This is a genomic window from Anabaena cylindrica UHCC 0172 (genome assembly GCF_034931625.1).
Lineage (GTDB): Bacteria > Cyanobacteriota > Cyanobacteriia > Cyanobacteriales > Nostocaceae > Anabaena > Anabaena cylindrica_A.
In genome coordinates this window covers 1-23,146 of record NZ_JAYGGY010000115.1, presented here as the reverse complement: position 1 = coordinate 23,146, position 23,146 = coordinate 1, and the positions used below count along the sequence as shown (strand labels likewise).

22 protein-coding genes and 2 pseudogenes are annotated in these 23,146 nt (G+C 38.0%); 8 read left to right on the top strand and 16 right to left on the bottom strand.

Going from position 1 to position 23,146, the window contains the following annotated elements; translation table 11 throughout:
• Window positions 1-102 precede the first annotated feature (102 nt).
• Window positions 103-1,338 (top strand): carboxyl-terminal processing protease CtpA, encoded by a 1,236-nt coding sequence (gene ctpA, locus VB713_RS25445; RefSeq protein ID WP_323314280.1) that lies wholly within the window; start codon window positions 103-105, stop codon window positions 1,336-1,338.
• Window positions 1,339-1,372: 34 nt separating this feature from the next.
• Here ctpA and VB713_RS25440 read toward each other — a convergent pair whose 3' ends face one another.
• Window positions 1,373-2,158 (bottom strand): MBL fold metallo-hydrolase, encoded by a 786-nt coding sequence (locus VB713_RS25440; protein ID WP_323314279.1) that lies wholly within the window; start codon window positions 2,156-2,158, stop codon window positions 1,373-1,375.
• 321 nt (window positions 2,159-2,479) lie between these two features.
• Between VB713_RS25440 and VB713_RS25435 the strand changes: the two genes are divergently transcribed.
• Window positions 2,480-3,958, top strand: a complete 1,479-nt coding sequence (locus tag VB713_RS25435; protein ID WP_323314278.1) for a site-2 protease family protein — start codon at window positions 2,480-2,482, stop codon at window positions 3,956-3,958.
• 70 nt (window positions 3,959-4,028) lie between these two features.
• On the opposite strand, the gene VB713_RS25430 is transcribed toward VB713_RS25435, so the two are convergent.
• Both VB713_RS25430 and VB713_RS25425 read right to left on the bottom strand, forming a co-directional pair.
• Window positions 4,029-4,523 (bottom strand): type II toxin-antitoxin system YhaV family toxin, encoded by a 495-nt coding sequence (locus VB713_RS25430; RefSeq protein ID WP_323314277.1) that lies wholly within the window; start codon window positions 4,521-4,523, stop codon window positions 4,029-4,031.
• Window positions 4,516-4,836: a hypothetical protein gene (locus VB713_RS25425; RefSeq protein WP_323314276.1), complete on the bottom strand. Its 321-nt coding sequence runs from the start codon at window positions 4,834-4,836 to the stop codon at window positions 4,516-4,518. The genes VB713_RS25430 and VB713_RS25425 overlap by 8 nt, the downstream gene beginning before the upstream one ends.
• A gap of 86 nt (window positions 4,837-4,922) precedes the next feature.
• On the opposite strand from VB713_RS25425, the gene VB713_RS25420 reads away from it, so the two are divergent.
• The gene (locus VB713_RS25420) at window positions 4,923-6,368 is read left to right on the top strand and encodes a glycoside hydrolase family 13 protein (protein ID WP_323314275.1); all 1,446 of its coding nucleotides are present in this window, start codon (window positions 4,923-4,925) and stop codon (window positions 6,366-6,368) included.
• Here the strand turns inward: VB713_RS25420 and VB713_RS25415 are convergent.
• The 7 genes from VB713_RS25415 to VB713_RS25385 all read right to left on the bottom strand — a co-directional run bounded on the left by VB713_RS25415 (window position 6,365) and on the right by VB713_RS25385 (window position 14,461).
• Window positions 6,365-6,610: an HNH endonuclease gene (locus VB713_RS25415; RefSeq protein ID WP_323314274.1), complete on the bottom strand. Its 246-nt coding sequence runs from the start codon at window positions 6,608-6,610 to the stop codon at window positions 6,365-6,367. The genes VB713_RS25420 and VB713_RS25415 overlap by 4 nt on opposite strands.
• Before the next feature lie 42 nt (window positions 6,611-6,652).
• Window positions 6,653-7,015 (bottom strand): KGK domain-containing protein, encoded by a 363-nt coding sequence (locus VB713_RS25410; RefSeq protein WP_323314273.1) that lies wholly within the window; start codon window positions 7,013-7,015, stop codon window positions 6,653-6,655.
• 112 nt (window positions 7,016-7,127) lie between these two features.
• Window positions 7,128-7,565: a KGK domain-containing protein gene (locus tag VB713_RS25405; RefSeq protein WP_323314272.1), complete on the bottom strand. Its 438-nt coding sequence runs from the start codon at window positions 7,563-7,565 to the stop codon at window positions 7,128-7,130.
• 83 nt (window positions 7,566-7,648) lie between these two features.
• The gene (locus tag VB713_RS25400) at window positions 7,649-10,033 is read right to left on the bottom strand and encodes a dynamin family protein (RefSeq protein ID WP_323314271.1); all 2,385 of its coding nucleotides are present in this window, start codon (window positions 10,031-10,033) and stop codon (window positions 7,649-7,651) included.
• Between the two features lie 54 nt (window positions 10,034-10,087).
• Window positions 10,088-12,592: a U32 family peptidase gene (locus tag VB713_RS25395; protein ID WP_323314270.1), complete on the bottom strand. Its 2,505-nt coding sequence runs from the start codon at window positions 12,590-12,592 to the stop codon at window positions 10,088-10,090.
• Between the two features lie 74 nt (window positions 12,593-12,666).
• Window positions 12,667-13,416, bottom strand: coding sequence for a HEPN domain-containing protein (locus VB713_RS25390; protein WP_323314269.1), 750 nt, complete (start codon window positions 13,414-13,416; stop codon window positions 12,667-12,669).
• Window positions 13,400-14,461, bottom strand: coding sequence for a ParA family protein (locus VB713_RS25385; RefSeq protein WP_323314268.1), 1,062 nt, complete (start codon window positions 14,459-14,461; stop codon window positions 13,400-13,402). The genes VB713_RS25390 and VB713_RS25385 overlap by 17 nt, the downstream gene beginning before the upstream one ends.
• A gap of 168 nt (window positions 14,462-14,629) precedes the next feature.
• Between VB713_RS25385 and VB713_RS25380 the strand changes: the two genes are divergently transcribed.
• Window positions 14,630-15,103 (top strand): BsuBI/PstI family type II restriction endonuclease, encoded by a 474-nt coding sequence (locus VB713_RS25380; protein WP_323314267.1) that lies wholly within the window; start codon window positions 14,630-14,632, stop codon window positions 15,101-15,103.
• Between the two features lie 113 nt (window positions 15,104-15,216).
• Here the strand turns inward: VB713_RS25380 and VB713_RS25375 are convergent, their stop codons facing one another.
• The 5 genes and pseudogenes from VB713_RS25375 to VB713_RS25355 form a co-directional block, all read right to left on the bottom strand.
• Window positions 15,217-16,014 (bottom strand): Tab2/Atab2 family RNA-binding protein, encoded by a 798-nt coding sequence (locus VB713_RS25375; RefSeq protein ID WP_323314266.1) that lies wholly within the window; start codon window positions 16,012-16,014, stop codon window positions 15,217-15,219.
• A 134-nt stretch (window positions 16,015-16,148) separates the two neighbouring features.
• The gene (fghA, locus tag VB713_RS25370) at window positions 16,149-16,994 is read right to left on the bottom strand and encodes an S-formylglutathione hydrolase (protein ID WP_323314265.1); all 846 of its coding nucleotides are present in this window, start codon (window positions 16,992-16,994) and stop codon (window positions 16,149-16,151) included.
• A 176-nt stretch (window positions 16,995-17,170) separates the two neighbouring features.
• A complete protein-coding gene (locus VB713_RS25365; protein ID WP_323314264.1) occupies window positions 17,171-17,827 on the bottom strand; it encodes a Uma2 family endonuclease in 657 nt (218 codons plus the stop codon).
• Window positions 17,828-17,998: 171 nt separating this feature from the next.
• Window positions 17,999-18,133: pseudogene (locus VB713_RS25360) on the bottom strand (DUF29 family protein); the annotation flags it as partial.
• Window positions 18,134-18,167: 34 nt separating this feature from the next.
• Entirely contained in the window at window positions 18,168-19,277 is a 1,110-nt protein-coding gene (locus VB713_RS25355; protein WP_323314263.1) for an S-(hydroxymethyl)glutathione dehydrogenase/class III alcohol dehydrogenase, read from the bottom strand.
• A gap of 315 nt (window positions 19,278-19,592) precedes the next feature.
• Here VB713_RS25355 and VB713_RS25350 point away from each other — a divergent pair, with 315 nt between their 5' ends.
• The 3 genes and pseudogenes from VB713_RS25350 to VB713_RS25340 form a co-directional block, all read left to right on the top strand.
• Complete coding sequence (locus VB713_RS25350) at window positions 19,593-20,876, top strand: valine--pyruvate transaminase (protein WP_323314262.1); 1,284 nt, start codon at window positions 19,593-19,595, stop codon at window positions 20,874-20,876.
• A 5-nt stretch (window positions 20,877-20,881) separates the two neighbouring features.
• Entirely contained in the window at window positions 20,882-21,592 is a 711-nt protein-coding gene (gene rimM, locus VB713_RS25345; RefSeq protein ID WP_323314261.1) for a ribosome maturation factor RimM, read from the top strand.
• Between the two features lie 139 nt (window positions 21,593-21,731).
• Window positions 21,732-21,919 (top strand): annotated as a pseudogene (locus tag VB713_RS25340) (hypothetical protein); the annotation flags it as partial.
• Window positions 21,920-21,983: 64 nt separating this feature from the next.
• On the opposite strand, the gene VB713_RS25335 reads toward VB713_RS25340, so the two are convergent.
• Window positions 21,984-22,793 (bottom strand): Uma2 family endonuclease, encoded by an 810-nt coding sequence (locus tag VB713_RS25335; RefSeq protein ID WP_323314260.1) that lies wholly within the window; start codon window positions 22,791-22,793, stop codon window positions 21,984-21,986.
• 108 nt (window positions 22,794-22,901) lie between these two features.
• On the opposite strand from VB713_RS25335, the gene VB713_RS25330 reads away from it, so the two are divergent.
• Entirely contained in the window at window positions 22,902-23,096 is a 195-nt protein-coding gene (locus VB713_RS25330; protein WP_323314259.1) for a hypothetical protein, read from the top strand.
• Window positions 23,097-23,146: the final 50 nt, after the last annotated feature.

Sequence of the window (23,146 nt, the reverse complement as noted above, 5' to 3'; positions counted from 1 at the left end):
AGCAATGCACCTCTTCTATAAAAAAAGTAACATAGTCGAGAGATAGATTTCATCAAAAACGTGGCAACTGGACAGTTAGAGCTAATTTGGGTTGAGGTGAACATGAATAAAAAGGTTTTTCGGTGGGGATTTTCCTTACTATTGGGTTTTTGCTTGATTTTTGGCGCATTCATCTCACCTGCGATCGCTTTGACTCAGGAACAAAAGCTGGTTTCTGAGGTGTGGCGAATTGTAAATCGCTCTTATCTGGATGAGACGTTTAATCATCAAAACTGGTCGAATGTGCGGCAACAGGCTCTCAAAAAGCCGCTGCTAAATGACCAGGCAGCATACACGGCAATTCAGAAGATGCTGAAAAGCCTTGATGACCCTTTTACGAGGTTTCTAGACCCAGAGCAGTACCGCAGTTTGCAAGTTAATACTTCTGGAGAACTAACGGGTGTGGGTTTGCAAATTGCCCTCAATCCCCAAACGGGTATTTTGGAGGTAATTACACCTATTGAGGGTTCGCCGGCAGAGAAAGCTGGGTTAAGATCACGCGATCGCATTTTGAAGATTGAAGGATTATCTACAGAAAATCTGACTCTTGATGAAGCTGCGTCTCGAATGCGTGGACCCATTGGCAGTGTGGTATCACTTTTGATTGGCCGAGAGGGTGAAACAGACAAGGAAATTATTTTGGTGCGCGATCGCATTGAACTTAATCCTGTTGTAGCTGATTTGCGTTTATCCCCCCAAGGAAAACCCATTGGCTACCTCCGTCTCACTCAATTTAATGCTAATGCGGCTATGGAGTTAGCACACGCTATTTCTAGTTTAGAAAAAAAAGGCGCGGCTGCCTATATCCTCGATTTGCGAAATAATCCAGGGGGTTTATTACAAGCAGGAATTGAAGTAGCCCGTCAGTGGTTAGATTCTGGAACAATTGTCTACACGGTCAATCGTCAAGGTATCCAGGGCAATTTTGAAGCCTCTGGACAAGCCTTAACACCAGACCCGTTAGTAATTTTGGTAAATCAAGGAACTGCTAGTGCTAGTGAGATTCTAGCCGGTGCGTTGCAAGATAATGGTCGCGCCCTGTTAGTAGGTGAAACTACCTTTGGTAAAGGTCTAATTCAATCGTTATTTGAATTATCCGATGGTTCTGGATTGGCAGTGACAATTGCTAAATATGAAACTCCCAACCATCGAGACATTAACAAACTCGGTATTAAACCAGACACAGTAATTCCCCAAACACCAATCACCCGTGACCAAATTGCCACAGAAGCAGACAGTCAATATCAAGCCGCTTTGGAATTGTTGACCAAAAATTTGGTAGTAGCTGGTTCGCAGTGATGGAGTAATGGAGTGATGGGGAGAGTATTTATCTTTATTCTTCCTGCTCCCTGCCCCCTGCCTCCTGCCCCCTGCCTCCTGCCTCCAATCGCTGATAAGCTTGATCTATAAAGTGTTTGCCTCGAAGGAAACCGATGTTACCGCCGGGGCAAATGTATTGTAGAGTTTCTGGTGTAAAGCGATCGCGCAAAGTTTGAACACTTTTTAGTTGTCTAGGCCAGTGAAAGGTTTTTGCTGTACGTAATGGCACAGGTTCACCTTGCAGGTTGGGGACTAAATGCCGCCCCGAAAAGAGAACTCCCCCAAATTCACGATAATATAGACATGAGGAGCCTGGAGAGTGTCCAGGTGTCCAGATAACTTGTGTGGTGGTATCAAGAGTAAATTCTTGACCAAAGGTAGTGACATTTAAGCCAGGTAATAAATAAGCTTCTTGCTCTTGAATGAGAATCTCACAATCAAGGGCTTGTTGAATTTCTGCTGTTTTACCAATAGCACCACGATGGGTTATAAACAACCAACTTACACCTTTCTGTGTTTGTGTAGTTTGCCCCAGGCATTCCCAAAAATTCTGATTAATTTGCTCTAAAGACGGGCAGTCGATGAGAATATTACCTTCATTTCTTACAATAAGATAAGAAGTTCCACCTAATGTATCTCGATTTGGTGGAAAGGCAAAAATTTTGTTGATGCCCAAGTCGGTAGATGCTGATTCTGTTTCAATTGAAGTAGAAAGGATTTCTCCGACTGGCATTTGACCAGAAAGTACAGTCTGAGGAGGCTTAATTGTATAACTTGGTTGTTGAGATGCAAGAGACATAAATCAAATAATTTCAAAATCAAGAATTCTTATTTCATTAGTAGGTCTCTTTAAATAGGAGTAATGCTACCTGAAGAGAATTTTTGGGGGGAAGGCGTTTTCAATGTACAGAATAACCCATATCCATCGAGGTTAAGCCCTTTTATTTCCGAAAAAATCCTCCCTGCGGTGAAATTCTTAAATCTGTTAAATCAGTGATAAGTTTTGCAGCTTCTGTATTTCTACTTCCTTGATCATGAACTCCTGTTTGCGTCAGCGTCTTGGCAGGAAATAGCAAGGCAGTCCTGAACTACTTTTTTTGTCCAAATTAGTGAACATAACATGGCATTTTGGTTTCTTCTCTTACTGGGTCTAGCTACTTATCTAATAGTGCAGCGCAGCGTTGCTCATATCACCAGGACACCAGTGTGGTTATTGTGGCTGGTATTAATGACACCTGCATTGATCTTAAGCGGTTGGACTTTGATCTATGGCACAAAACAACCACCTCCACCAGGGCTGATTATCTGGCCTTTGGTGGTTTCTCTGCTGCTATACTGGTTTTTGTTTCTGTCAGGGCGTAGAGTCCCAGGAGATACCCAGACTCAAGATCAAACGACAGGATCACAATCAGCTAATAATCCTACCTCCGAACCATCACTAGTGCGTCCCATTGAGCCGGCAGAAGAAACTAATCTGCGAAATTGTTTCCCTTGGTCTGTATACTACCTACAAAACATTGAGTATCGACCCCAAGCAGTGATTTGTCGTGGTCAGTTGCGAACTACGGCCAATCAAGCTTATCACCAGATTAAAACAAATATTGAAGGGCTATTTGGCGATCGCTTTTTGGTGATATTTCAAGAAGGTATGAATGATAAACCCTTCTTTGTACTCGTTCCCAATACCCAAGCTGCTAGACAAAATACAAAAAGCGCTTCAGAAAATTTAACCCAAGCCGCAGTAGCCCTTTCACTGTTGTTACTGACTTTATTCACCACCACCTTAATCGGCTCGCAAATTGCTGGGGTGGAATTAACGAAACTCAAATCTGACCTCACTCTACTCACCAATGGTTTACCCTATGCCTTAGGATTAATCACCATTTTGGGTATACATGAACTTGGTCACTATTTCACGGCTCGATTCCATAAAATTCGCTCGACCCTGCCTTATTTTATCCCTGTGCCTTTTTTCTTGGGAACTTTTGGTGCATTTATTCAAATGCGTAGTCCTATTCCCCACCGCAAAGCATTATTTGATGTCAGTATTGCTGGGCCGATTGCTGGTTTTATTGCCACTTTACCTCTACTTATCTGGGGTTTAGCCCATTCAGAAGTAGTACCTTTGAGCGAAAAAATGGGACTGTTAAACCCCAATGCCCTTAATCCTAAATATTCAATTCTATTAGCCTTACTTTCAAAATTAGCCTTGGGAAGTGAATTAACAGCCCAATCTGCCCTGAATTTACACCCCGTAGCAGTAGCTGGTTTTTTAGGACTAATTGTCACAGCATTAAATTTGATGCCCGTGGGACAACTTGATGGAGGTCATATTGTCCATGCCATGTTTGGACAACGCACCGCAGTTATAATTGGTCAAATCGCTCGTTTGTTGTTGCTAATGCTGTCTTTTATCCGTAGGGAATTTCTGCTGTGGGCAATTCTGTTATTATTTATTCCCTTAATTGACGAACCAGCGCTGAACGATGTCACAGAACTGGATAACGGACGTGATATTTTGGGATTAAGTGCGATCGCTTTATTATTATTAATAATCCTGCCCCTACCCCAATTCTTAGCTCGTGTGTTGCAGATTTAGAACAACTTTCAGTTGTTCATTTACCTAAAAACTGGGCAGTTGCATAATTTTTTTAATTTCATACGTGAATTCAGCAAAGCCGAAAATTGTTTCTCAAATAGTTCAGTTCATCCAAATTCACCTCACAATCTGCTAACAATTCATCTAAACTATCTGGAAAAGCCCCTCGTGCTACCATTTTAGTAAATACCTGATAACAATCATTCTTAGCACCCTCTTTACGTGGGAACCCTAACCACAAAATCACAATTGCTTTTAATTCTGGTGTGTCAAACACCCGAAAAAATAGTCTGTATCGTTCCGGTAAACCCATTTTTTTCACTCGACTATAGCATTTTAAAGCACCCATTAATGCAAAATGACTAGCAAAGGGATCAGAGGGAATTTTGGTTTCAATTGCTATAGTAATTGCGGCAAAAAGTTTCACTGTTGCATGAGTTTTAAACTTTGCTTCTAGTAATTGTTCTCGCAAATTAGCAACGCGGTTTGATAATGCTTGATATTGACTACCAAATAGTTGGGGATGAAAATAAATTTCCCAATTATTACTGACAAACTTACTCATTGTCTAATTGCACACCTTCAATTAGTTTATGAGCAATTTCAGACATTTCTGTGGTGTATGGTTGCAGCGTATTATTTTTTAAGGCTTCTGTAGTTGCAAAATCGAGAAATAGCCGCATTAATAGGGAGTCTTCTGCATCTTCATCATCACCCGATTGAGGAACAATTCGCACGATTGCTGTATCTGGGGATAAAACCTCAATCCAACCATCTGCATTTGCAAACTGGGGATGTTCACGATAAAAATCAGCAGGTAGCCGAAAACCTGCACTATTACCAATTTTGGTGCTGCGGATATTGTAGGAGCTGCTCATTTAGTATGTATATACTTGATGTACTTACATTATAACAATAATTGAGTTAGCGGTGAAGTGTACTAATGGAGTAAAGGACAAAATTTATGCAAATTCAAACACCAGACTGGGTTAAACACGCCGTTTTCTATCAAATCTTCCCTGATAGATTCGCTAGAAGCAAACAACCACATAAACGTTTATTAAATGAAGCGCATTGGGAAGATTGGGAAGCTACCCCCACACTTCAAGGTTATAAAGGTGGGGATTTATGGGGCATAGTGGAACAATTAGACTATATCCAAAGCTTAGGAATTAACGCCATTTACTTCACACCCATCTTTCAATCTGCAAGCAATCACCGCTATCACACCCATGATTATTATCAAGTTGATCCACTTTTGGGAGGAAATGAAGCATTTAAAGAATTTCTAGATGCTGCACATGAACGCAGTATTAAAGTCGTTCTTGATGGAGTATTTAATCATGCGAGTCGCGGTATATTCTTTTTTCATGATATTTTAGAAAATGGACCTCATTCACCTTGGGTAAATTGGTTTAAAATCCAAGGTTGGCCACTTGCACCATATACAGGTGATGCACCTGCAAACTATGAAGGTTGGGCAGGAATCCGCTCTTTACCAGTATTTAATCATGATAACCCAGAAGTACGAGAATACATCATGGAAATTGCCGAATATTGGCTTAAATTCGGCATTGATGGTTGGCGCTTAGATGTACCCTTTGAAATTAAAACTCCTGGATTTTGGCAAGAATTTCGTCAACGAGTAAAAGCTATTAATCCAGATGCTTATATCGTCGGAGAAGTGTGGGGAGACTCCCGTGAATGGTTAGATGGAACCCAATTTGATGGAGTAATGAATTACTTATTTACTGGGCCAACTATTGCCTTTACCACAGGCGACAGAGTAGACTTGGAACAAGTACAAGGCCGTGATTATCAAGCATCCCCACCATTATTTGCGGCTGAATACGCTGCTAAAATTAAAGAATTACTCGCACTTTATCCTTGGGAAATTCAGCTAACCCAACTTAATTTACTCGCAAGTCACGATACAGCTAGATTAATTACCATTGCTGGTGGTGATATCCCAAGTACAGAATTAGCAACTTTACTTTTACTCACATTCCCTGGTGCATCTAGTATTTATTATGGTGATGAAATTGGTTTACCCGGTGCATTAGATCCAGATTCTCGTCGGGGGTTTCCTTTAGAAGCAAATTGGAATTTAGAAACTCTTCATACTCATAAACAACTAATTTCTCTACGTCATAAATATCAAGCTTTGCGTATTGGGGATTATAAGATTCTTTATGCACAGGGAACGCTGTATATATTTGCGCGAACATTGGGAACTGAGGAATTAATTATTGCTGTGAATGTGGGAACAGCAACCGCAACAGGTAATGTAGATTGTAGCAATTTACAAACTCAACCTAATCAAATTTTATTTGGTACTGGGGAAGTTGAATGGAATAATAAAGTTCTTGATTTAACTGTTCCTCCGCGTACAGGTTGCATTTTGGGTTAAATATCGAAATGTCGGTGAAAACGATTGTCAATTTTATCAGTTTTTTGTTGATTACAAGTTAAGCAGAGAGTTTGTAAATTACTAATATCGTTTTTACCACCACGAGACAAAGGGATAATATGATCAATGCTGAGGTTAGTTTCTTGGGAAGTTTTACCGCAGCTTTGACACTGATATTTATCCCTTTGGAAAACGTAGGTTCTGACTTCTGGGGGTATTATAATACGTGGGGTTTTGTTCATGTTTTTATCTCACGCAAAGGCGCAAAGACGCAAAGGTAAGAGTTATGATGTAGCATCGGTTATCATGCGTCGTAAATCATCAAGGGGTGATTCCGGTTCTTTGATTTCTGTGTTTTCTTCAACGTAAAATTCAACGCTGAGTTTAAATTTAACTTTTCCTTTCTTCCAAGATTTAGAACCTAAGTTTAAAATTTCACAATCTATGCCTTCATTAAACCAATTATCACAATCACTCGAATTTATACATATACTTTGATTTTCTAGCTGAGAGTACAATTCGTGTGCTAGTGAATAATTAGTTGATTTAATCACAGCTTTTATAAATTTATTAATTTTATATGTATTACCTCCAAAATCTATAACATCATCATCATTAAACTCTATCAACTTAAAATTATCTTCCATTTCTTTCTTCCTTTGCGTCTTTGCGCCTTTGCGTGAGAATATTCTTATCTTGAACCTGGCGATTAGAAATCGCGTCTACACAAACAAAGTCCACCTGCGTGGACTAATTAATTTATGATGTAGCATCATTTATCATCCGTCGTAAATCATCAAGAGGTGATTCCGGTTCTTTGATTTCTTCAATTTCTGGTTCATCAGGACAAAATTCTATAGATATCTCAAGATTAATTTTTACTTTTCCTTTTTTCCATCCTCCAGAACGCAATTTGAGTATTTCGCATGGTATTCCTTCGTCAAACCATTTTTCATAAAGGATTCTATCCAGACTGCCAGTTATCACTCCCTTCTTGCCTATATGTTCTCTATTTATTGCAGGAATATTTAAATACAAATTTTCATTTTTTAAAGAATTTGTTAATTCCTCTCCTAATTTTCGTTTATTAAATAAACTCTTGATTTTCCCCTTTAATTTTTGTGATTTAAACATTGCACTACCAGAAGATATCACATCATCCTCATTACAACCAATAAATTCAAAATTATCTTCCATCTCTCCTCCTCTCTGCGCCTTTGCGTGAGAAAACTCTTATTAGGTGAACACAGAAAAACCCTGCATTCACCCCAAATATTATACTATACCTCTTCTTCCCCAATTATCGGCAGCAAATGTTCATATAACTGCATCGCTTGTAAACAACTATTAATTCCCGCAACTGCTGTATTGTACTCCTCAACTTTCTCCGCAACTTGACTCAACAAACGCTGATTATTAGCAATTTTTTCCTCAGCTTCTTGTTCCAATGTTTTCTCTAAATAAGCACGCGCATGAGGATATTGTTGTAAAATATCATCTGCTTGTTTTTCCCCCATTGGTAACAACTGAGTTTTGATGGTTTGGTTGATAGTCTGTCGGAAAGATTTACGAATGGTAGTTTCAACTTTCGGTTCAAAGTCTAACTTCAATAATTGTCTAATTGCTGGTTCAGCTTCAATTATACTTTCTGCATCATAACCTTGTGATGTTTGTTGTAATGTTTGCCGAAATTGATAGATGGAAAATGTTCCTTCATCGTAAAATCTGGGACTTTCTCTCACAAATCTATCGCATTCCACCCTAGCAGCATTTACCAAAGCTTGAGAAACTTGTTTTTCTATCAATTTTATTTCTGATTCAATTCCCCCATCATTCCCTAATAAACGATACAATTGACGGTAATATTCTGATTTTCTAATCTTTTCCATTAACTGCTGGAATAGATTAGCATTTACTTGTTGACAAGAGTCTATTAAAATGTCTTCCAATTGATTTGAGAGATAATAAAAAGCCTCTACTAAAATAGCTAATAATGGTGCCGTTGCATTGCGGGGATGACTCAATGTGGCACGACGATAAACTTCTGCAACAGAAAATGTATCTAGTAATTCATCAAGACGACGAATCATGCGTGATTGTAATTGTCGAAAGTCTGCTTCAAATTCCTCACAATTATTATTAATTAATTTGTTGACTTCTTCATGAATATGTTGACTAAAATCTCTACCAACTTGCTGGAGTTGCTGATTTAATTTTTGCAACTCATATTCTTTCATACTCTCGATTTCTCGTGGTTGACTATCTAAGTCAATCTGCACATTTTGATAGTGTTTCTTGAGTTTAATGCAAATATCTTCTAAATCATCAGCGAGGTTTTTAAATAACTGCGGACGTTTTTCTTCTGTGAGATAGCGTGTAATTGATGTGCGGAATTCTTCAACACCACTATCTTGAATGAGTTGCTTGATTAATGGTGTTCCCTGTTCTTTTAAAATTCTCACATAGTTTTCATTAGGTGTTTCAAAGCTGTTTACAGAAATACGAAATTGACTGGGAGACAATTTACCAGAATTAGCACAATAGCGATTAAACTCATTAATAAATTGCGGTGTTTCTTCTCTCCCATCTAAACCTTTCACACTTTCAACAAAAATCGAATCTAACCCAAATCTATCTGAAATTGTTGTTTGTTTAAGTTGACTTCCGTAAAAACCTAGTAACCCGCTGGTTTTATAAACTCTGCTACTATCTCGAAATTGGCCATTAATTAAATCTTCTAATCTTTGTCGGAGTTGATTATTGTACCAAGTTTCATCAATGCGGTTAAAGATATAAAAAACCCTGTCTCTAATACCTGCATTCTCCCGCATTATTTCTAATAATTCAGTTTCTTCCTTCGTTAGATCACCCGCAGCAGCAGGTTTGAGAACACATACTACTGCTGATGTATCTGGATGTTGAATTTTTGCATAGGTTAATTGTGCATCTTTTTCTACGGGTGCATCAATTCCAGGTGTGTCAATAATGACATTGCCATCTTCTAAAAGCGGATGATGACAGTAATATTCTATTCGCTTCAAAACTGCGCTATTACTACCTCTTCGCGCATATCCTGCTGCTTCTTTGAGGTTGGTAAAATTGAATTGTTCCATTGAGTATGTAGCATTATTAACCGTGTTGATGCGATCGCGGTTTGTTACATATCCTTCTAATAACAAAATTAACGCTTTTGCTTGTTTTCCTCGTTCTGATTTACTCTCTCCACCTTCCTGTTGAATAATTACCATACAACCTTGACGCAATAAATCAATTACATCAGATTGATTAATATTTTCTACTGTATTAAATCCCAATTCTTGACACAAAGAAACCGCTTGTTCACGGACTTCTACTTCACTCAAAAAGGTTAAAACAACTCTTTCTGAATCTGCTGGTGCATACTCAATTTTGCATTCTGTCCCAGTCGCGTGTCCTTCTGCACTATATAATAATTCCCTCTCTAATAGTGCATTAATCAACATTGATTTACCCGCACTAAAAGCACCTGCAAACACAATTTCAAACTTTGGAGAAATTGCTTTATCCAAAGAAATTTGCACAGGTGTAATATCTTGAGAACGCAAAGTCGCTTCTTGGTGCAACAGTTGTAAAATAGATTCAACTTGAGCTTGTAATTGCTGACACTGAGGCGCTAAACTTGACATAATAAGTAGTAAACAATGTTTACAAGTATTGTAATACTACCTGTCTCAAGTTAGCTATATTTTACTTAACGCACCACGGGTTACACCTAATTGATTTTGTAGTTTTAATTCTCTCCAAAGTTGAGAACCTGTGATTTCTCCTTGGAGGAGTTGACGATAACGGTGTATTGTTTTTGTTACTTGTTCCGGTGTTTCGTTGAGAAATTCAATGCGGAAGTGCTGTAAACCCAATGATATCAGCCGTTGCACGTATTCTGCACCAGTTTGAGCAGTGCTATTATATACTGTATTGCGGCATCCTGCGTCAGCTTTGAGAATGTGTTCACTACCTACTCTGTCTTTAATTTTGACTTCTTGTTTTTCGCATGGCCTACCGCAGTTAGTATAATCTGTTCCTTCAGATAGGAAAGCGCAAAATACACAGTGTTCCATGTGAAACATTGGTATTCGTTGATGAATCGTAACTTCAAAGTTTTGGGGTGCGTAATTTGTAATTAAATCTTCGAGTTGGTTAACATTTAAGTCGTAGGATGCTGTTAATCTTTCTAAATTAAAGCGTTGTTTTAAATAGTCTGCTGTGAGTGGGTTAGCAATATTTAAAGAAAAGTCAGCAACACATCTTTCATTAGCAAAATATTCCAATTGATCATAATTTCTGATTAAATAACCATCAGCGTTAGCAGCGCGGACTTGTTTTAAAATCCAGGTTTCTCCAGGTTTAGTTATGCGGGGTGGTGCGACAAAGACACTGATTTCTTGTTCACATTCTCGCACTATTTTGATAGCTTCTTGATAATTGCGAGGATTTTCAAATTCACAGTAAACTATTTTGATATCTGCTGTTAATGCTGCTTTGAGTTGGTTGATATTTCTAACTAAAACAATCAGGGAAGGAGAAGCTGAAATAGTGGAAAATTCTGAAGTAATTAAATCTTGCCATTTTCCATGATGATTTAATTGCCAAAGTTTGGGTTTACTTCTTAATTCTTCTAATTGAGTGACTATTTCCCGACGCATTCGGTTTAATTCACTCACGGGTAACATAATATTACCATTGAGATTATTTATAAAATTGTCTAAATAGAAAGAAGTATTGCCTAAACGTCCAAATTGTTCTTTTACCCTTTCTGTAGTGAGAGGTTTAGTATGTGCTTCCACTAGCAATATTTCTGATTCTACTTGGACTATATTACCAAATATATCACGAGCGATCGCTATTAAGTTTTCTCCAATTTCTCCATACACTTCTATATTAATCGGTCGTTGAAATTGAGGAGTTTCTCCAGCATAACTTTGACGGATTTGTTTATCAAGTTCTGGATCATTAGTTTTCCAAACTTTATCACCTATATTTATCCGTCGAAAATTCAAATGATTTCTACCAAAGCTTAATATTGCGTCTTTCCCTCTTTCCACAACTGCATATATTCTTCCCCCTTCTTCCTGCATTTCTGGATGTCCACAATCAAAAACAATTCCGTCACCTGGTTTAACAGGTGCTTCTAGTTTTATTGTTATTTGTTCATTGCTAATGCGGGTAACTTCTCCTAAATAAACACCGCGTTTTTTCCCGAAATTTGCATGAACTAATTCTTGATTATTAATTCCCTCAAACCAACCTGTATAAAGTCCGCGAGAAAAAGCCATTTCTAAATTATATTGATCTTTACGCAAAACAGATGATTTCTGTAGAGACGTTTTATGAAATGTCTCTATATTAGTTTCCATGATTTTATCTAAAGCTTTTCGATAAACTTGAGTAACGTTAGCAACATACTCCGGTGCTTTCAAACGTCCTTCTATTTTTAAACAAGTCACTCCAGATTTAACCAACTCCGGTAAAACTTCTAAACCGGCTAAATCTTGAGGACTTAATAAATATTTTCTATTACCTAAATCGACAACTTCACCATCTGCAATTAAATCATAAGGCATTCTACAAGCTTGAGCGCATTCTCCCCTGTTTGCAGAACGTCCACCTAGTGCTTCGCTGGTTAAACATTGTCCAGAATATGCGACGCACAAAGCACCGTGAACGAAAACTTCTAAAGGTAGGGAAGTATTTTTTTGAGATATTTGTTGTTGAATTTTATTAATTTCTGTAATGGAACATTCCCGCGCTAAAACTACCAATTGACAACCAAGAGATTTTGCAAATTCTACCCCCGCCGCACTGGTAATAGTCATCTGCGTTGAAGCGTGAATGGGAAAGTCGGGGGAAAGATGACGAATCAGGCGACAAATACCGATATCTTGAACGATGACGGCATCAACACCAGCAGAAATGATAGTTTTGAGGTATTGCTGTGCTTCAGTGAGTTCTTGAGGGAAAATCAGGGTATTTAGGGTGACGTAACCTTTGACTCCCCGCAGGTGCAGAAATTCCATTAATTCAGGTAAGTCTGCTTCGGTGAAATTCTCAGCCCTCATCCGTGCGTTAAACTTATCTAAACCAAAGTAAATTGCATCAGCACCATTTTCTACTGCTGCTTTAGCGCATTCCCAGTTACCCGCAGGTGCTAGGAGTTCGGGGAGTTTGAGGGTAGGGGTGCTTGTCATTTTGGTTAGTCAGGGTTATGTTCAGTTTATAGATTGTATCTAAGTTGGGGGGTGGTTGTGGGAAAATAACGCAGCTATAAAATTTGATGAATACTCTCAACCACTTGCTCAATAAAGTTAACTGCATCATTAACCATTGATTCATCTATATTCAATCGATTTCCTAAGCCATAAGTAGGATCTATATCTGCTTCATGAGCTATTTTATTTCTGCGATAAACGATAGAATTTAATTGTTGTTTCACATCTTTAGCTGTTCTACTTGTTTTCTTAGCTACTTCATCCCATAACGGCTGATTTGATATATACCTAATTGCATCAGCAATACTATCTGGTGTTTGAAAACTTAATTTACTAAACTCTTTTCTTAGTTCATTTTCTAACCATAAGTTATTATTTAATTGCTCTAAAAGCATATTAGCAATAACAGGCATTAAATCGGGAATATGATGACACTGTTCTAAAAAATCATCACCATAATTTTGCTGTATCTCACTCTCTATCCAAGAAGCAATATCTATGGCTATTTTTCTATCTTCACGCGCACTACCAAGAGAAACTTTAAACTTTGAAAAATTTGATTTAGTAGCATTACGATTTACTGCTGGTTCAGGGCGTGTTCCGCGATGAATTTCCAGCATACCCAATGTTACAACCTCATGGACATAATAATCCAAAGCACTTACACTCAGAACTAAAGCAGATCGTAAAATATCTGAAATATCAAGAGCAGCGGTAGCTTGAGCTTTGATAGAGTTATGCAGAGAAATTAAATCCCGAACGCGCTGAATACTAATACGAAATTGATCAAGGGCTGACTGCATAACTGGATGATAATGCAATAATTTTGTCTGCTAAATGGGAAAATGTTTTTTTAAATTCGTCTTGCTTTTTTTTATTGGCTTCTAAAACTATACCGTGTTGGTCTAACTGTTCAGGTGTTAGGGCATAAATTGGCGTGCAGTGTTGCTGTGATAAAGCAATTAAACTGTTAAAGTTAGAAATTTTTGTCATGGTGAAACTATCATTTATCCCCTGTTGATTATAAGCTTGATTAGGTAATAATAAATTATTTTTCTCCAGAACCGGTTTTAACTTATTCGTAACTGTATTTTCTACTTTTTCTATCCATGTTTGAAATGCTTTTGTTTCTTTACCTCTGATAATTCTATAGTTTTGAACTATAGTGCCTAAAAATTTCAAACTAAATTCAGGAAATGGATAAGTAGCTTCTTTTAATATAGGGTTTTTGCTTGCCTTTCTTGCCCAAGCACACCATTTTGGTAAAATTCTAGCCAGAGAATCTATTGCCATTACTGAAAAGAAATCAGCAGTTGTTGGAACTAAGAAAAAATCACTAATCATTAATAAATTTTGATTTATTGCTCCTAAACTGGGACTCATATCAATTAAAATGTAGTCAGCATTAAATTTATTAGCAGTTTTTTCTAAAAGATCAGAAATCGCACCTGGTAAGTTTTTAAGTGCATGAATTGATCCAGTAAGTTCTTGAGCTATACCTAATGTTACTTCGTATTCAGCAAAGCCCACATGACCAGGTAACAAAAATAGACCTTCTTGACCTTCAATCTGAATACAATCTACAGCTTCAATAGCTCTTGGTTGTGACTCAAAAGCAGGAGCTAAACCAGTTTTAATATTGGAATGTGTATTGTAAATTGTTTCTATTCTTGCTTCATCGTCTTCTGTTTCTTCTTTTAGAGCCATACCTGTGAGATTACATTGAGGGTCTGTATCTACAAGAATTACTCTCTTCCCCTTTGAAGCAAGCATCCAACCTAAGTTAAAAGTAGTGGTGGTTTTGCTAACACCACCTTTGTGATTGAACAAGGCAATTTTTTGAACCATTGTAATTATTTTTATAAAGGTATTGCTTAAGAGAATGTTTTAATTATACCATTTTCTTATAAAGTTGCGCTGAAGAAATTTGTCAATTATTTTTTAGTTAAATCTCAAATAGATTATGTTTTCAACACATTTTAACAATTAATGGAAATATCTCCATATAAAATGATCATGAATAACCTGAAATCAATCACACTGTCACTAGGGAGACAAAATATTTTAATTCAGAAAATAATTAATGATTTTTGTCCCAATTTTTCACCTAACAGTAACATAATTTATGTTGGTGATACAGATGAAAAATTTGCATATTTTGATGAATCGGCTTTGCTGGAATTAGGAATTAAAATTGATACTCATGGAAAAATGCCAGATATAATCATTCATTTTCAGTCTCAAAACTGGTTAGTTTTAATTGAAGCTGTGACATCACATGGAGCAATTGATTCTAAACGTAAAACTGAGCTTGAAAGTTTGTTCAAAAATTCTACAATACCGCTTGTAATGGTGACAGCTTTTCTTGACCGCAAAGCAATGAAGGAGTATTTACCAGAAATTTCCTGGGAAACTGATGTATGGGTAGCAGAAGATGCAACTCATTTGATTCATTTTAATGGTGAAAATCTTTTACAAATTTATCAGTAATATGCAATCCTAGACCATTTGTGAGCAACAATACGATAAATTCAAGAATTTTGAAGTAGGTGTGGAGGTACTTGTCATTCTGTTTAGTTCAGATATATCGCCCACAAAATGCTTTACTCTTCCCCTCCCAACAACCAAAAACCACTGTAAGTCATGCCTGAATCATCTGGTTGCACTAATAAAAAATGCAATCCTTTACTTACCTGTTTTCGCTGTGCATATACCTTTGCTGCGGCTGCAACTTCTTCATCTTCAAAAGTTGCCAAAATCCATCTATCTGCTAAACCAGCTTCTAAAATTAAACCATCTGGCGCACCTGCAATATAATTTAAACTCACAGGATTGGCTTCTTGCAACCATCTTGCTAAACGCATAGATTGCCTGCCACCATAAATTACTACACCGGGAACGGGAACTGTTGAGGCTAAACCTAGATTAATGGGCTTCAAAAATTCTGGTATTTGTAAAATAGGTATTGGACGTTCTGTGAATTCATCGATAATATCACCTGCGGGAATTGTTGCAAAACGCCATTCTTCTCCCCAGAGATTTTCTGGTAATGGTGATGGAGGTGGTTTATCAACTGCTATGGGATATTGCTTTTCTTGCAACCATTTTTTTAACGCCAAAGTGCGACGGGTAGCTGCAACTTTAATATTTAAGTTATTTCCAGCAGCGGTAATTAAGCCTAAAGATTGAGGACGAAATACCTGAATTATTTCAGGTAATTTTTCTGCACCTGCTACCTGAAATTGTTCTGTTAGCCAATTTGAATTTGCTTGTGACTGAGGACACGTAGCTACATACTCAAATTTACGAGTTGCGTCACAAATCAACAACTCCCATAATACCTGCCCTGTTGCATCTCGCAGGGGACTCCGATAAAAATCAGCTTGCCAAACCAGACTCATTATCAACTCTTTTCCTCTGGGTTTGTGTGGTTCAACTCAAGTCTTAACATAAAACAGGGGTAATACAAAATCATTTAGGTTCATGAATTAATGATCCGAAAGCCTCTTGACAAAAGACTTTCAGGTTTAAATTATCACCAATGTAGTGCGATCGCATGATGGTGTATGTGATCGCTCATAAAGGTAGAGATAAAATAGTAACTGTGGTCATAGCCTGGTTGATAACGCAAGTTGAGTGGCTGATTGACTTTGAGACAAGCTTGTGCAAATACATCTGGTAACAATTGTGCAGTTAAAAATTTATCGGCTGTTCCTTGGTCAATCAGAATTGGACTGTGATATCCTACTTTTTGAACTAATTCACTAGCATCATAATCACGCCAATTTTCTTGATTATTGCCCAAATAAAGGCTAAACGCCTTTTTACCCCAAGGACAGCCCATAGGTGCGACAATAGGTGCAAAGGCAGATACTGATTTATATTGTTTTGGGTTTCTCATGGCACAAACTAACGCCCCATGTCCCCCCATTGAATGACCAAAAATGCTTTGTTTATCAGGTTGGGTGGGAAAATTGCTATTAACTATAGATGGTAACTCTTCGATAATATAACTATACATCCGATAGTGCGATCGCCAAGGTTCCTCTGTCGCATCTACATAAAAGCCCGCACCTGTACCAATATCCCATTCATCATCTTCACCCACAATTCCCGTATTGCGCGGACTCGTATCTGGTGCAACTATTATAATTCCGTACTCAGATGCCCACCGTTGCGCCCCTGACTTAACCATAAAATTATCTTCTCTGCAAGTCAAGCCGGAGAGAAAATAAAGCACTGGCAAGGGTTTTTTTCTTGCTTGTGGTGGTTGATAGACAGCAAAACGCATTTCACCGTTACAGGTAGTGGAAATATGAGAATAGAAGCCGAGTGTGCCATCAAAGCATTTAAATTCTGAGATTAGGTTAAGATTGGTCATGATGATGCGATAGTGTAAGCGCTGATTTGTCAGTTCGCTAATAACGTAAGTTGCTAGTTAGAGAAAAGGTGACAGGTGACAGTAAAACAAGAGAGTTTAATCAGGAATTTCACCAATGATCAATTAACCAGCTTAAACTAGATAACTAGCAACTTGAGTTAAAACTTGACCCCCTTTCAAGTTATACTATCAGGATCTACACCCAAAGCCCGTAAACGTTCTGCTAAAATTCCAGCGCGTTCTTCTGGTGTTAAAAAGCGTTTTCCTTGTTGAGTATACCAATACATCCATTCCCTGGTAATGCCTTGATAAGTTCCCCGTTCTATACCAATTCCTAAATCAATTTCTGGCAACCAAACAGGATTACCATCTTGTAATTGATAGATACCATTAATTAATTTATGAACTTCCAACCGAGGTTTACGGCGACGAGTGGGATTATAAACCACATAATATAAAACACCCAAATTAGCATAGGCATCTTTTTTAGTAGAATATTCACCGCGATAAGTTTGAGAAACAACTTCTAAAACCAAAATAGGAACTTTTTCTTCTTCCCAAATCGCGTAACTAGGGCGGAGATTTTCATCATAAAACCGTTCCACTCCTAAACTGAGAAAACCATCAGGGACAATTGCTGGTTGATAAGGGTCATAATAAACACCCATATCCACACCAAAAAACCAATCCATGCGTTCAGCCCAAGCCATAGCTAAGATAGCTTTGAGTAAACCAGGAATCAAATCTTGTAATTCATTATCCACAGGTGTTTCATCAGAATCAGGTAGTTCCTCAGAGGAAGGCATACAAGCCAGGGGATTGTAATCTAACATAATAGATTTCACAGATCCTTGAACATTGTAATTATATCGTCAATATGATTTTATCTCACGCAGAGACGCTCCAGGCATAGAGAGTTTGATTCAGCAAGGTTAATTTACCAGATGCGAAAAATACAAAAATCCTGAAAATCCTGATTCCGACAATTTACATATTTATTATTCCATCAAATCCCGCCGTTGAATACGAATAGTAGCTAACCAACGGCGACTCCGTTTTGATAATTGATATTCCCACTTTAATAAATGTCCAATCAAAACAAAAAGACAACTTCTTAATTCTTGTCGTTCCTTTCTTCCTTTGCGCCTTTGCGCCTTTGCGTGAGACAAAAACCTAAAAAGTCACCACACTCCGAATAGACTCCCCCCTGTGCATTAAATCAAAAGCATCATTAATCTTTTCAATCGGCATCACATGAGTAATTAAATCATCAATATTAATCTTTCCATCCATATACCAATCTACTATTTTCGGCACATCTGTACGCCCTCTTGCACCACCAAAAGCCGAACCTTTCCAAACCCTTCCAGTCACTAATTGAAACGGACGAGTGCTGATTTCTTTACCAGCACCAGCAACACCAATAATTACACTGACACCCCAACCTTTATGACAACATTCCAAAGCTTGACGCATGGTATTAACATTACCAATACATTCAAAAGAATAATCAGCACCACCTTTAGTTAAATCCACCAAATAAGGAACTAAATCACCTTCAACTTCTTGGGGATTAACAAAATGTGTCATCCCAAATTTTTCAGCCAAAGCTCGTTTACTGGGATTAATATCAACTCCCACAATCATATTTGCGCCCACCATTTTCGCCCCTTGGATGACATTTAAACCAATTCCACCCAAACCAAAAACTACCACATTTGCACCAGGTTCCACCTTAGCTGTATAGATAACCGCACCTATACCCGTTGTCACACCACAACCGATATAACAAACCTTATCAAAAGGGGCATCTTCCCGAATTTTGGCGACGGCAATTTCTGGTAATACCGTGTAGTTAGCAAAAGTAGATGTACCCATGTAGTGATGAATCATATCTCCACCAATACTAAAGCGACTAGTACCATTAGGCATGACACCTCTTCCTTGTGTGGTGCGAATTGCTTGACAGAGATTCGTTTTAAAGCTTAAGCAATAATCACACTGACGACATTCAGGCGTGTATAAAGGAATGACATGATCACCTGGTTTTACACTCTTGACATCAGCCCCCACTTCCACAACTACACCAGCGCCCTCATGCCCCAAAATTGCTGGAAATAAACCTTCAGGATCATTCCCAGATAGGGTAAAAGCATCGGTATGACACACCCCACTGGCTTTAATCTCAATTAATACTTCTCCCGCTTGTGGTGCTGCTAATTGTACGGTTTCAATAGTTAGCGGTTTACCTGCGCTGTGAGCTACTGCTGCTTTAACTTCCAAAATTCAGTTCTCCTGATATTGACTTTTAATGAGTTTATCTCAGCAAATGGATATGAAAATTTTTTTAGTAACTGGTTGCCAAATTCCCTTCCGTATAGTACATTTGTATTCATTACAAGAGAAACCCCCCACCTCACAAGTGGGGCTTTATTATTTTCAGGGTTTTGGAACTGCCAGATTTTGTTAAAATCGCATTCACTGGTTTAGATTAGTTAGAGGCAGCAGCGGTTTTGGCAACTATAATGAATTTTGTGTTAGCTGCAACCAGCCAATCATTTATCCACACTTGCGATTAATCTAGTTTGTAACAAGCCTATGAAACCTGCCCTTACTAAAATTGGCGCTCAAATGTCCAACTTAACTGGCGTGAGAGCGATTATGAAAGATATTAACGAAACCCTCAGAGCAAGTAAGGGACAGGAATTATATAATTTGAGTGCGGGAAACCCGTTGATTCTACCAGAGGTAGAACAGTTATGGCGGGACTGCACAGCAGATTTATTAGCTAGTTCTGAATATGGTGAAGTTGTTTGTCGCTATGGTTCTAGTCAAGGCTATGCACCATTAATTAATACGATTGTTAAGGATTTTAACCAGCGTTATGGGTTGAATTTAACAGACCGCAACATTTTAATTACCGCTGGCAGTCAAACTATATACTTTTATGCGGCTAATGCTTTCGGTGGATATACGATTGATGGCGATTTGAAAGAAATCGTTTTGCCATTGAGTCCAGATTACACTGGTTATGGTGGTGTTTGTTTATTTCCAGAAGCTTTGGTTGCTTATAAACCCACTCTGGATATTGATACAGCAGCACATAGATTTAAATATCGCCCTGATTTTAACCAACTTTCGATTACAGAAAAAACAGGTTGCGTGATTTTTTCCCGTCCTTGCAACCCTACTGGTAATGTTTTGACTAATGATGAGGTGAAAAAAATCACCGATTTAGCCGCACCTCATAACGTACCTGTGCTGATAGATTCAGCTTATGCACCACCTTTCCCGGCATTGAATTTTACGGAAATGACACCTATATTTGGTGAAAATATTCTGCATTGTATGAGTTTGTCGAAAGCAGGATTACCAGGAGAAAGAATTGGGATAGCGATTGGTGATGAAGGTCTAATTCAAGTTTTGGAATGTTTCCAAACTAATACAGGGATTCATTCTTCGAGATATGGTCAAGCGATCGCATCCCGTGCGATAGAATCAGGTAAATTAGCACAAATTTCTGAAACTGTAATTCGACCTTTTTATCAGAAAAAGTTTGATGTGCTAGAAAGCACCTTAGAAGCAGCGATGCCTAAAAATATACCTTGGTTTTTACATCGTGGTGAAGGGGCAATTTTTGGTTGGTTATGGTTGCAAGATTTACCCATGACTGATTGGGAATTTTACCAGGAATTAAAAAAGGTAGGTGTAATTGTTGTCCCTGGTAGTAGTTTCTTCCCTGGTTTAAAGGAAGAATGGGAACACAAACATCAATGTCTGCGAATCAGTTTAACTGGTAGTGATGAGGAAATTACTATCGGTATGCAGCGTTTAGCGAAGGTTGCGGAACGAGTTTATCAAGTTGCGGCTGTGAGTGTGTAAGAGATATGAACCGCGAAGACGCAAAGAACGCGAAGAAAAGAAAGCAGGGGGGCAAGGGGCAGGGTGCAGGGGGGAAAGTTCAAAAATCTCCAATTCTTAAGCCTCAGTCCCCAGTCCCCAGTCCCCAGTCCCCAATCCCTAATCTTGATGATTGGTTGGAAATTGGTAAGATTGTTTCGCCTCAAGGTTTAGCTGGGGAGTTGCGGGTTTATCCCAATACTGACTTTCCCGAACGCTTTGAGGAACCGGGAACTCGTTGGTTATTGCGTCCAGGAGATATGGAACCACAGCCAGTGGAGTTATTAGATGGACGGTATGTTGATGGCAAGAATCTATATGTGATTAGATTAGAGGGAGTGAGCGATCGCACTGCTGCTGAAAATATGCGTGATTGTCGGTTTTTTGTGCCGATAAGCGATCGACCAGAACTAGACGAAGGGGAATATCATGTTTTAGACTTGATAGGCTTGCAAGTCTTCATGCGGGAAACTGGCCAGTTCGTGGGAACAGTGGTGGATATCTTACCTTCAGGTCATGATTTATTAGAAGTTAAATTAGACCCAGATTTTGTCACTAACAACGAAGAAACAACAAAAGATCAAGAACAAAAAACAGTTTTGATTCCTTTTGTTATGGAAATTGTTCCTGTTGTGGATTTAGAAACCAATCGAGTTGAAATTAATCCTCCCCCTGGTTTGTTGTCAATTAATAATTAGTTCCTAATAATTGTAGGTTGGGTTGACGCAAGGAAACCCAACATCATCAAGACTTGTTTGGTTAAGCTATCAATGAACTCAAACTACAAAATTTTAATGCTAAAATAGAGACAAAGTGAGCAATTAACTGATTAAAGTTATGGTTACTCAACCTCTATCAATAAATCAATCAGAGATTATCTACCCAGACAGCGACGGACAACCAATGGCCAATAATATATATTAGTAATTCAGCAAAATTTAGATTGGTTGTTTGCAGATAACCCGAATGTATTTGTAGCAGGTGATTTATTTTGGTATCCCGTCGAAGGTAAAAATAATATTGTTAATTGTTATTGCTGTGAGAAAATTAAAAGACGGTAAACCCTATTTTTTGCTAAAACCCTAACCATTATAAATCATCATCAAATTCATCAGGATTAACTCCTAACTGACGCAACTTTTCTGCTAATTTGGCAGCTTTTCTTTTTGCTTCAGTCGCTTCTTGTTCAGCAAAAATAGCCCTTTCTGTCGCAGCATTAACTTCCTCTGTTGGTTCAGGAATTAATTCTCCTGCTAAAGTAAACCACCTTAACCACAATTTAGAAACTCCTCGAAATGAACCTTCCCACAATCCTAAGCTTAACCCTAATTCTGGCATTTGTAAAAGATTTGCAATCAAATTCATCGGTTCATAATGACCACCAACTAAATGAAATGCGCGGAGTTCATTGGTATAGCGACTAAAAACAATATAGTAAGGAATCCGTAAAATGCGTTCATAAACTTCCCACTTTGTCGGAGGTTTATCTTTTTGACTTTCCTTATTACCTAAATCTTCATTTTCTGTACCCGGAGATAATAATTCAACTACCACAAAAGGATTTACTCTTTCTTGCCAAGTCACATAACTTAAACGTAAATCTTCACCTCTATATAATCTGGAAACTCCAACGACACCAAACCAATCTGGACGTTTATACCATAAAGGATGTTCAAGATCATAGTAGAGATTCATATCAGCAGCATTATAAACAAGTTCTGGACTCCAGTTTATTGGCTGAAATGTCAGATATAAAAGTAAAGGTTGTAAAAAATGAAATTCGTCTGGCAAACCTTTTTCCTCTGGATTTTCACTAGGTAAATCATACATTGTCGGCAGGTTTTCCCAAGGGGGAAGGGGAGGATCTGATTGAGAAATCAGGGAAAGAGAAAAAGTCATAAATAAATTAAATAAATTTCACCAGCTTAAATTCTAGTTTAGCGGATATTTATGATACACTAGACTAAAAATTTTCTTACGCACTGAATCATACCCAAATTAAGACTCATGCTTTCTCAGATTTTCCAACAAAGACTGGCAGATTTACTAGATCACATTACTCAAGACCAAAAATTACTCAAAGAATTTGAAGAAGAGCTAGGTGTGGAAGACAATCCTCGGACACTTAAAAAATATAAAAGAGAAATTAACCGACAAAAGGAATCTATTCAAAATTATAGACAAGAATACACCGAACTCTGACGGGATGACGAAATAGTCTAAAAAGCTTATCAGATGCAGATTGTACCGAT

Coding starts and splice junctions, on each gene's coding strand:
- VB713_RS25430 (WP_323314277.1), bottom strand. CDS start 4,523: ATGAGTAAGTTTGTCAGTAATAATTGGGAAATTTATTTTCATCCCCAA.
- VB713_RS25365 (WP_323314264.1), bottom strand. CDS start 17,827: ATGTTAGATTACAATCCCCTGGCTTGTATGCCTTCCTCTGAGGAACTA.
- VB713_RS25435 (WP_323314278.1), top strand. CDS start 2,480: ATGGCATTTTGGTTTCTTCTCTTACTGGGTCTAGCTACTTATCTAATA.
- ctpA (WP_323314280.1), top strand. CDS start 103: ATGAATAAAAAGGTTTTTCGGTGGGGATTTTCCTTACTATTGGGTTTT.
- VB713_RS25375 (WP_323314266.1), bottom strand. CDS start 16,014: ATGAGTCTGGTTTGGCAAGCTGATTTTTATCGGAGTCCCCTGCGAGAT.
- VB713_RS25405 (WP_323314272.1), bottom strand. CDS start 7,565: ATGGAAGATAATTTTGAATTTATTGGTTGTAATGAGGATGATGTGATA.
- VB713_RS25420 (WP_323314275.1), top strand. CDS start 4,923: ATGCAAATTCAAACACCAGACTGGGTTAAACACGCCGTTTTCTATCAA.
- VB713_RS25380 (WP_323314267.1), top strand. CDS start 14,630: ATGAATAACCTGAAATCAATCACACTGTCACTAGGGAGACAAAATATT.
- fghA (WP_323314265.1), bottom strand. CDS start 16,994: ATGACCAATCTTAACCTAATCTCAGAATTTAAATGCTTTGATGGCACA.
- VB713_RS25400 (WP_323314271.1), bottom strand. CDS start 10,033: ATGTCAAGTTTAGCGCCTCAGTGTCAGCAATTACAAGCTCAAGTTGAA.
- VB713_RS25390 (WP_323314269.1), bottom strand. CDS start 13,416: ATGCAGTCAGCCCTTGATCAATTTCGTATTAGTATTCAGCGCGTTCGG.
- VB713_RS25415 (WP_323314274.1), bottom strand. CDS start 6,610: ATGAACAAAACCCCACGTATTATAATACCCCCAGAAGTCAGAACCTAC.
- VB713_RS25335 (WP_323314260.1), bottom strand. CDS start 22,793: ATGACTTTTTCTCTTTCCCTGATTTCTCAATCAGATCCTCCCCTTCCC.
- VB713_RS25395 (WP_323314270.1), bottom strand. CDS start 12,592: ATGACAAGCACCCCTACCCTCAAACTCCCCGAACTCCTAGCACCTGCG.
- VB713_RS25410 (WP_323314273.1), bottom strand. CDS start 7,015: ATGGAAGATAATTTTAAGTTGATAGAGTTTAATGATGATGATGTTATA.
- VB713_RS25350 (WP_323314262.1), top strand. CDS start 19,593: ATGAAACCTGCCCTTACTAAAATTGGCGCTCAAATGTCCAACTTAACT.
- rimM (WP_323314261.1), top strand. CDS start 20,882: ATGAACCGCGAAGACGCAAAGAACGCGAAGAAAAGAAAGCAGGGGGGC.
- VB713_RS25425 (WP_323314276.1), bottom strand. CDS start 4,836: ATGAGCAGCTCCTACAATATCCGCAGCACCAAAATTGGTAATAGTGCA.
- VB713_RS25330 (WP_323314259.1), top strand. CDS start 22,902: ATGCTTTCTCAGATTTTCCAACAAAGACTGGCAGATTTACTAGATCAC.
- VB713_RS25440 (WP_323314279.1), bottom strand. CDS start 2,158: ATGTCTCTTGCATCTCAACAACCAAGTTATACAATTAAGCCTCCTCAG.
- VB713_RS25385 (WP_323314268.1), bottom strand. CDS start 14,461: ATGGTTCAAAAAATTGCCTTGTTCAATCACAAAGGTGGTGTTAGCAAA.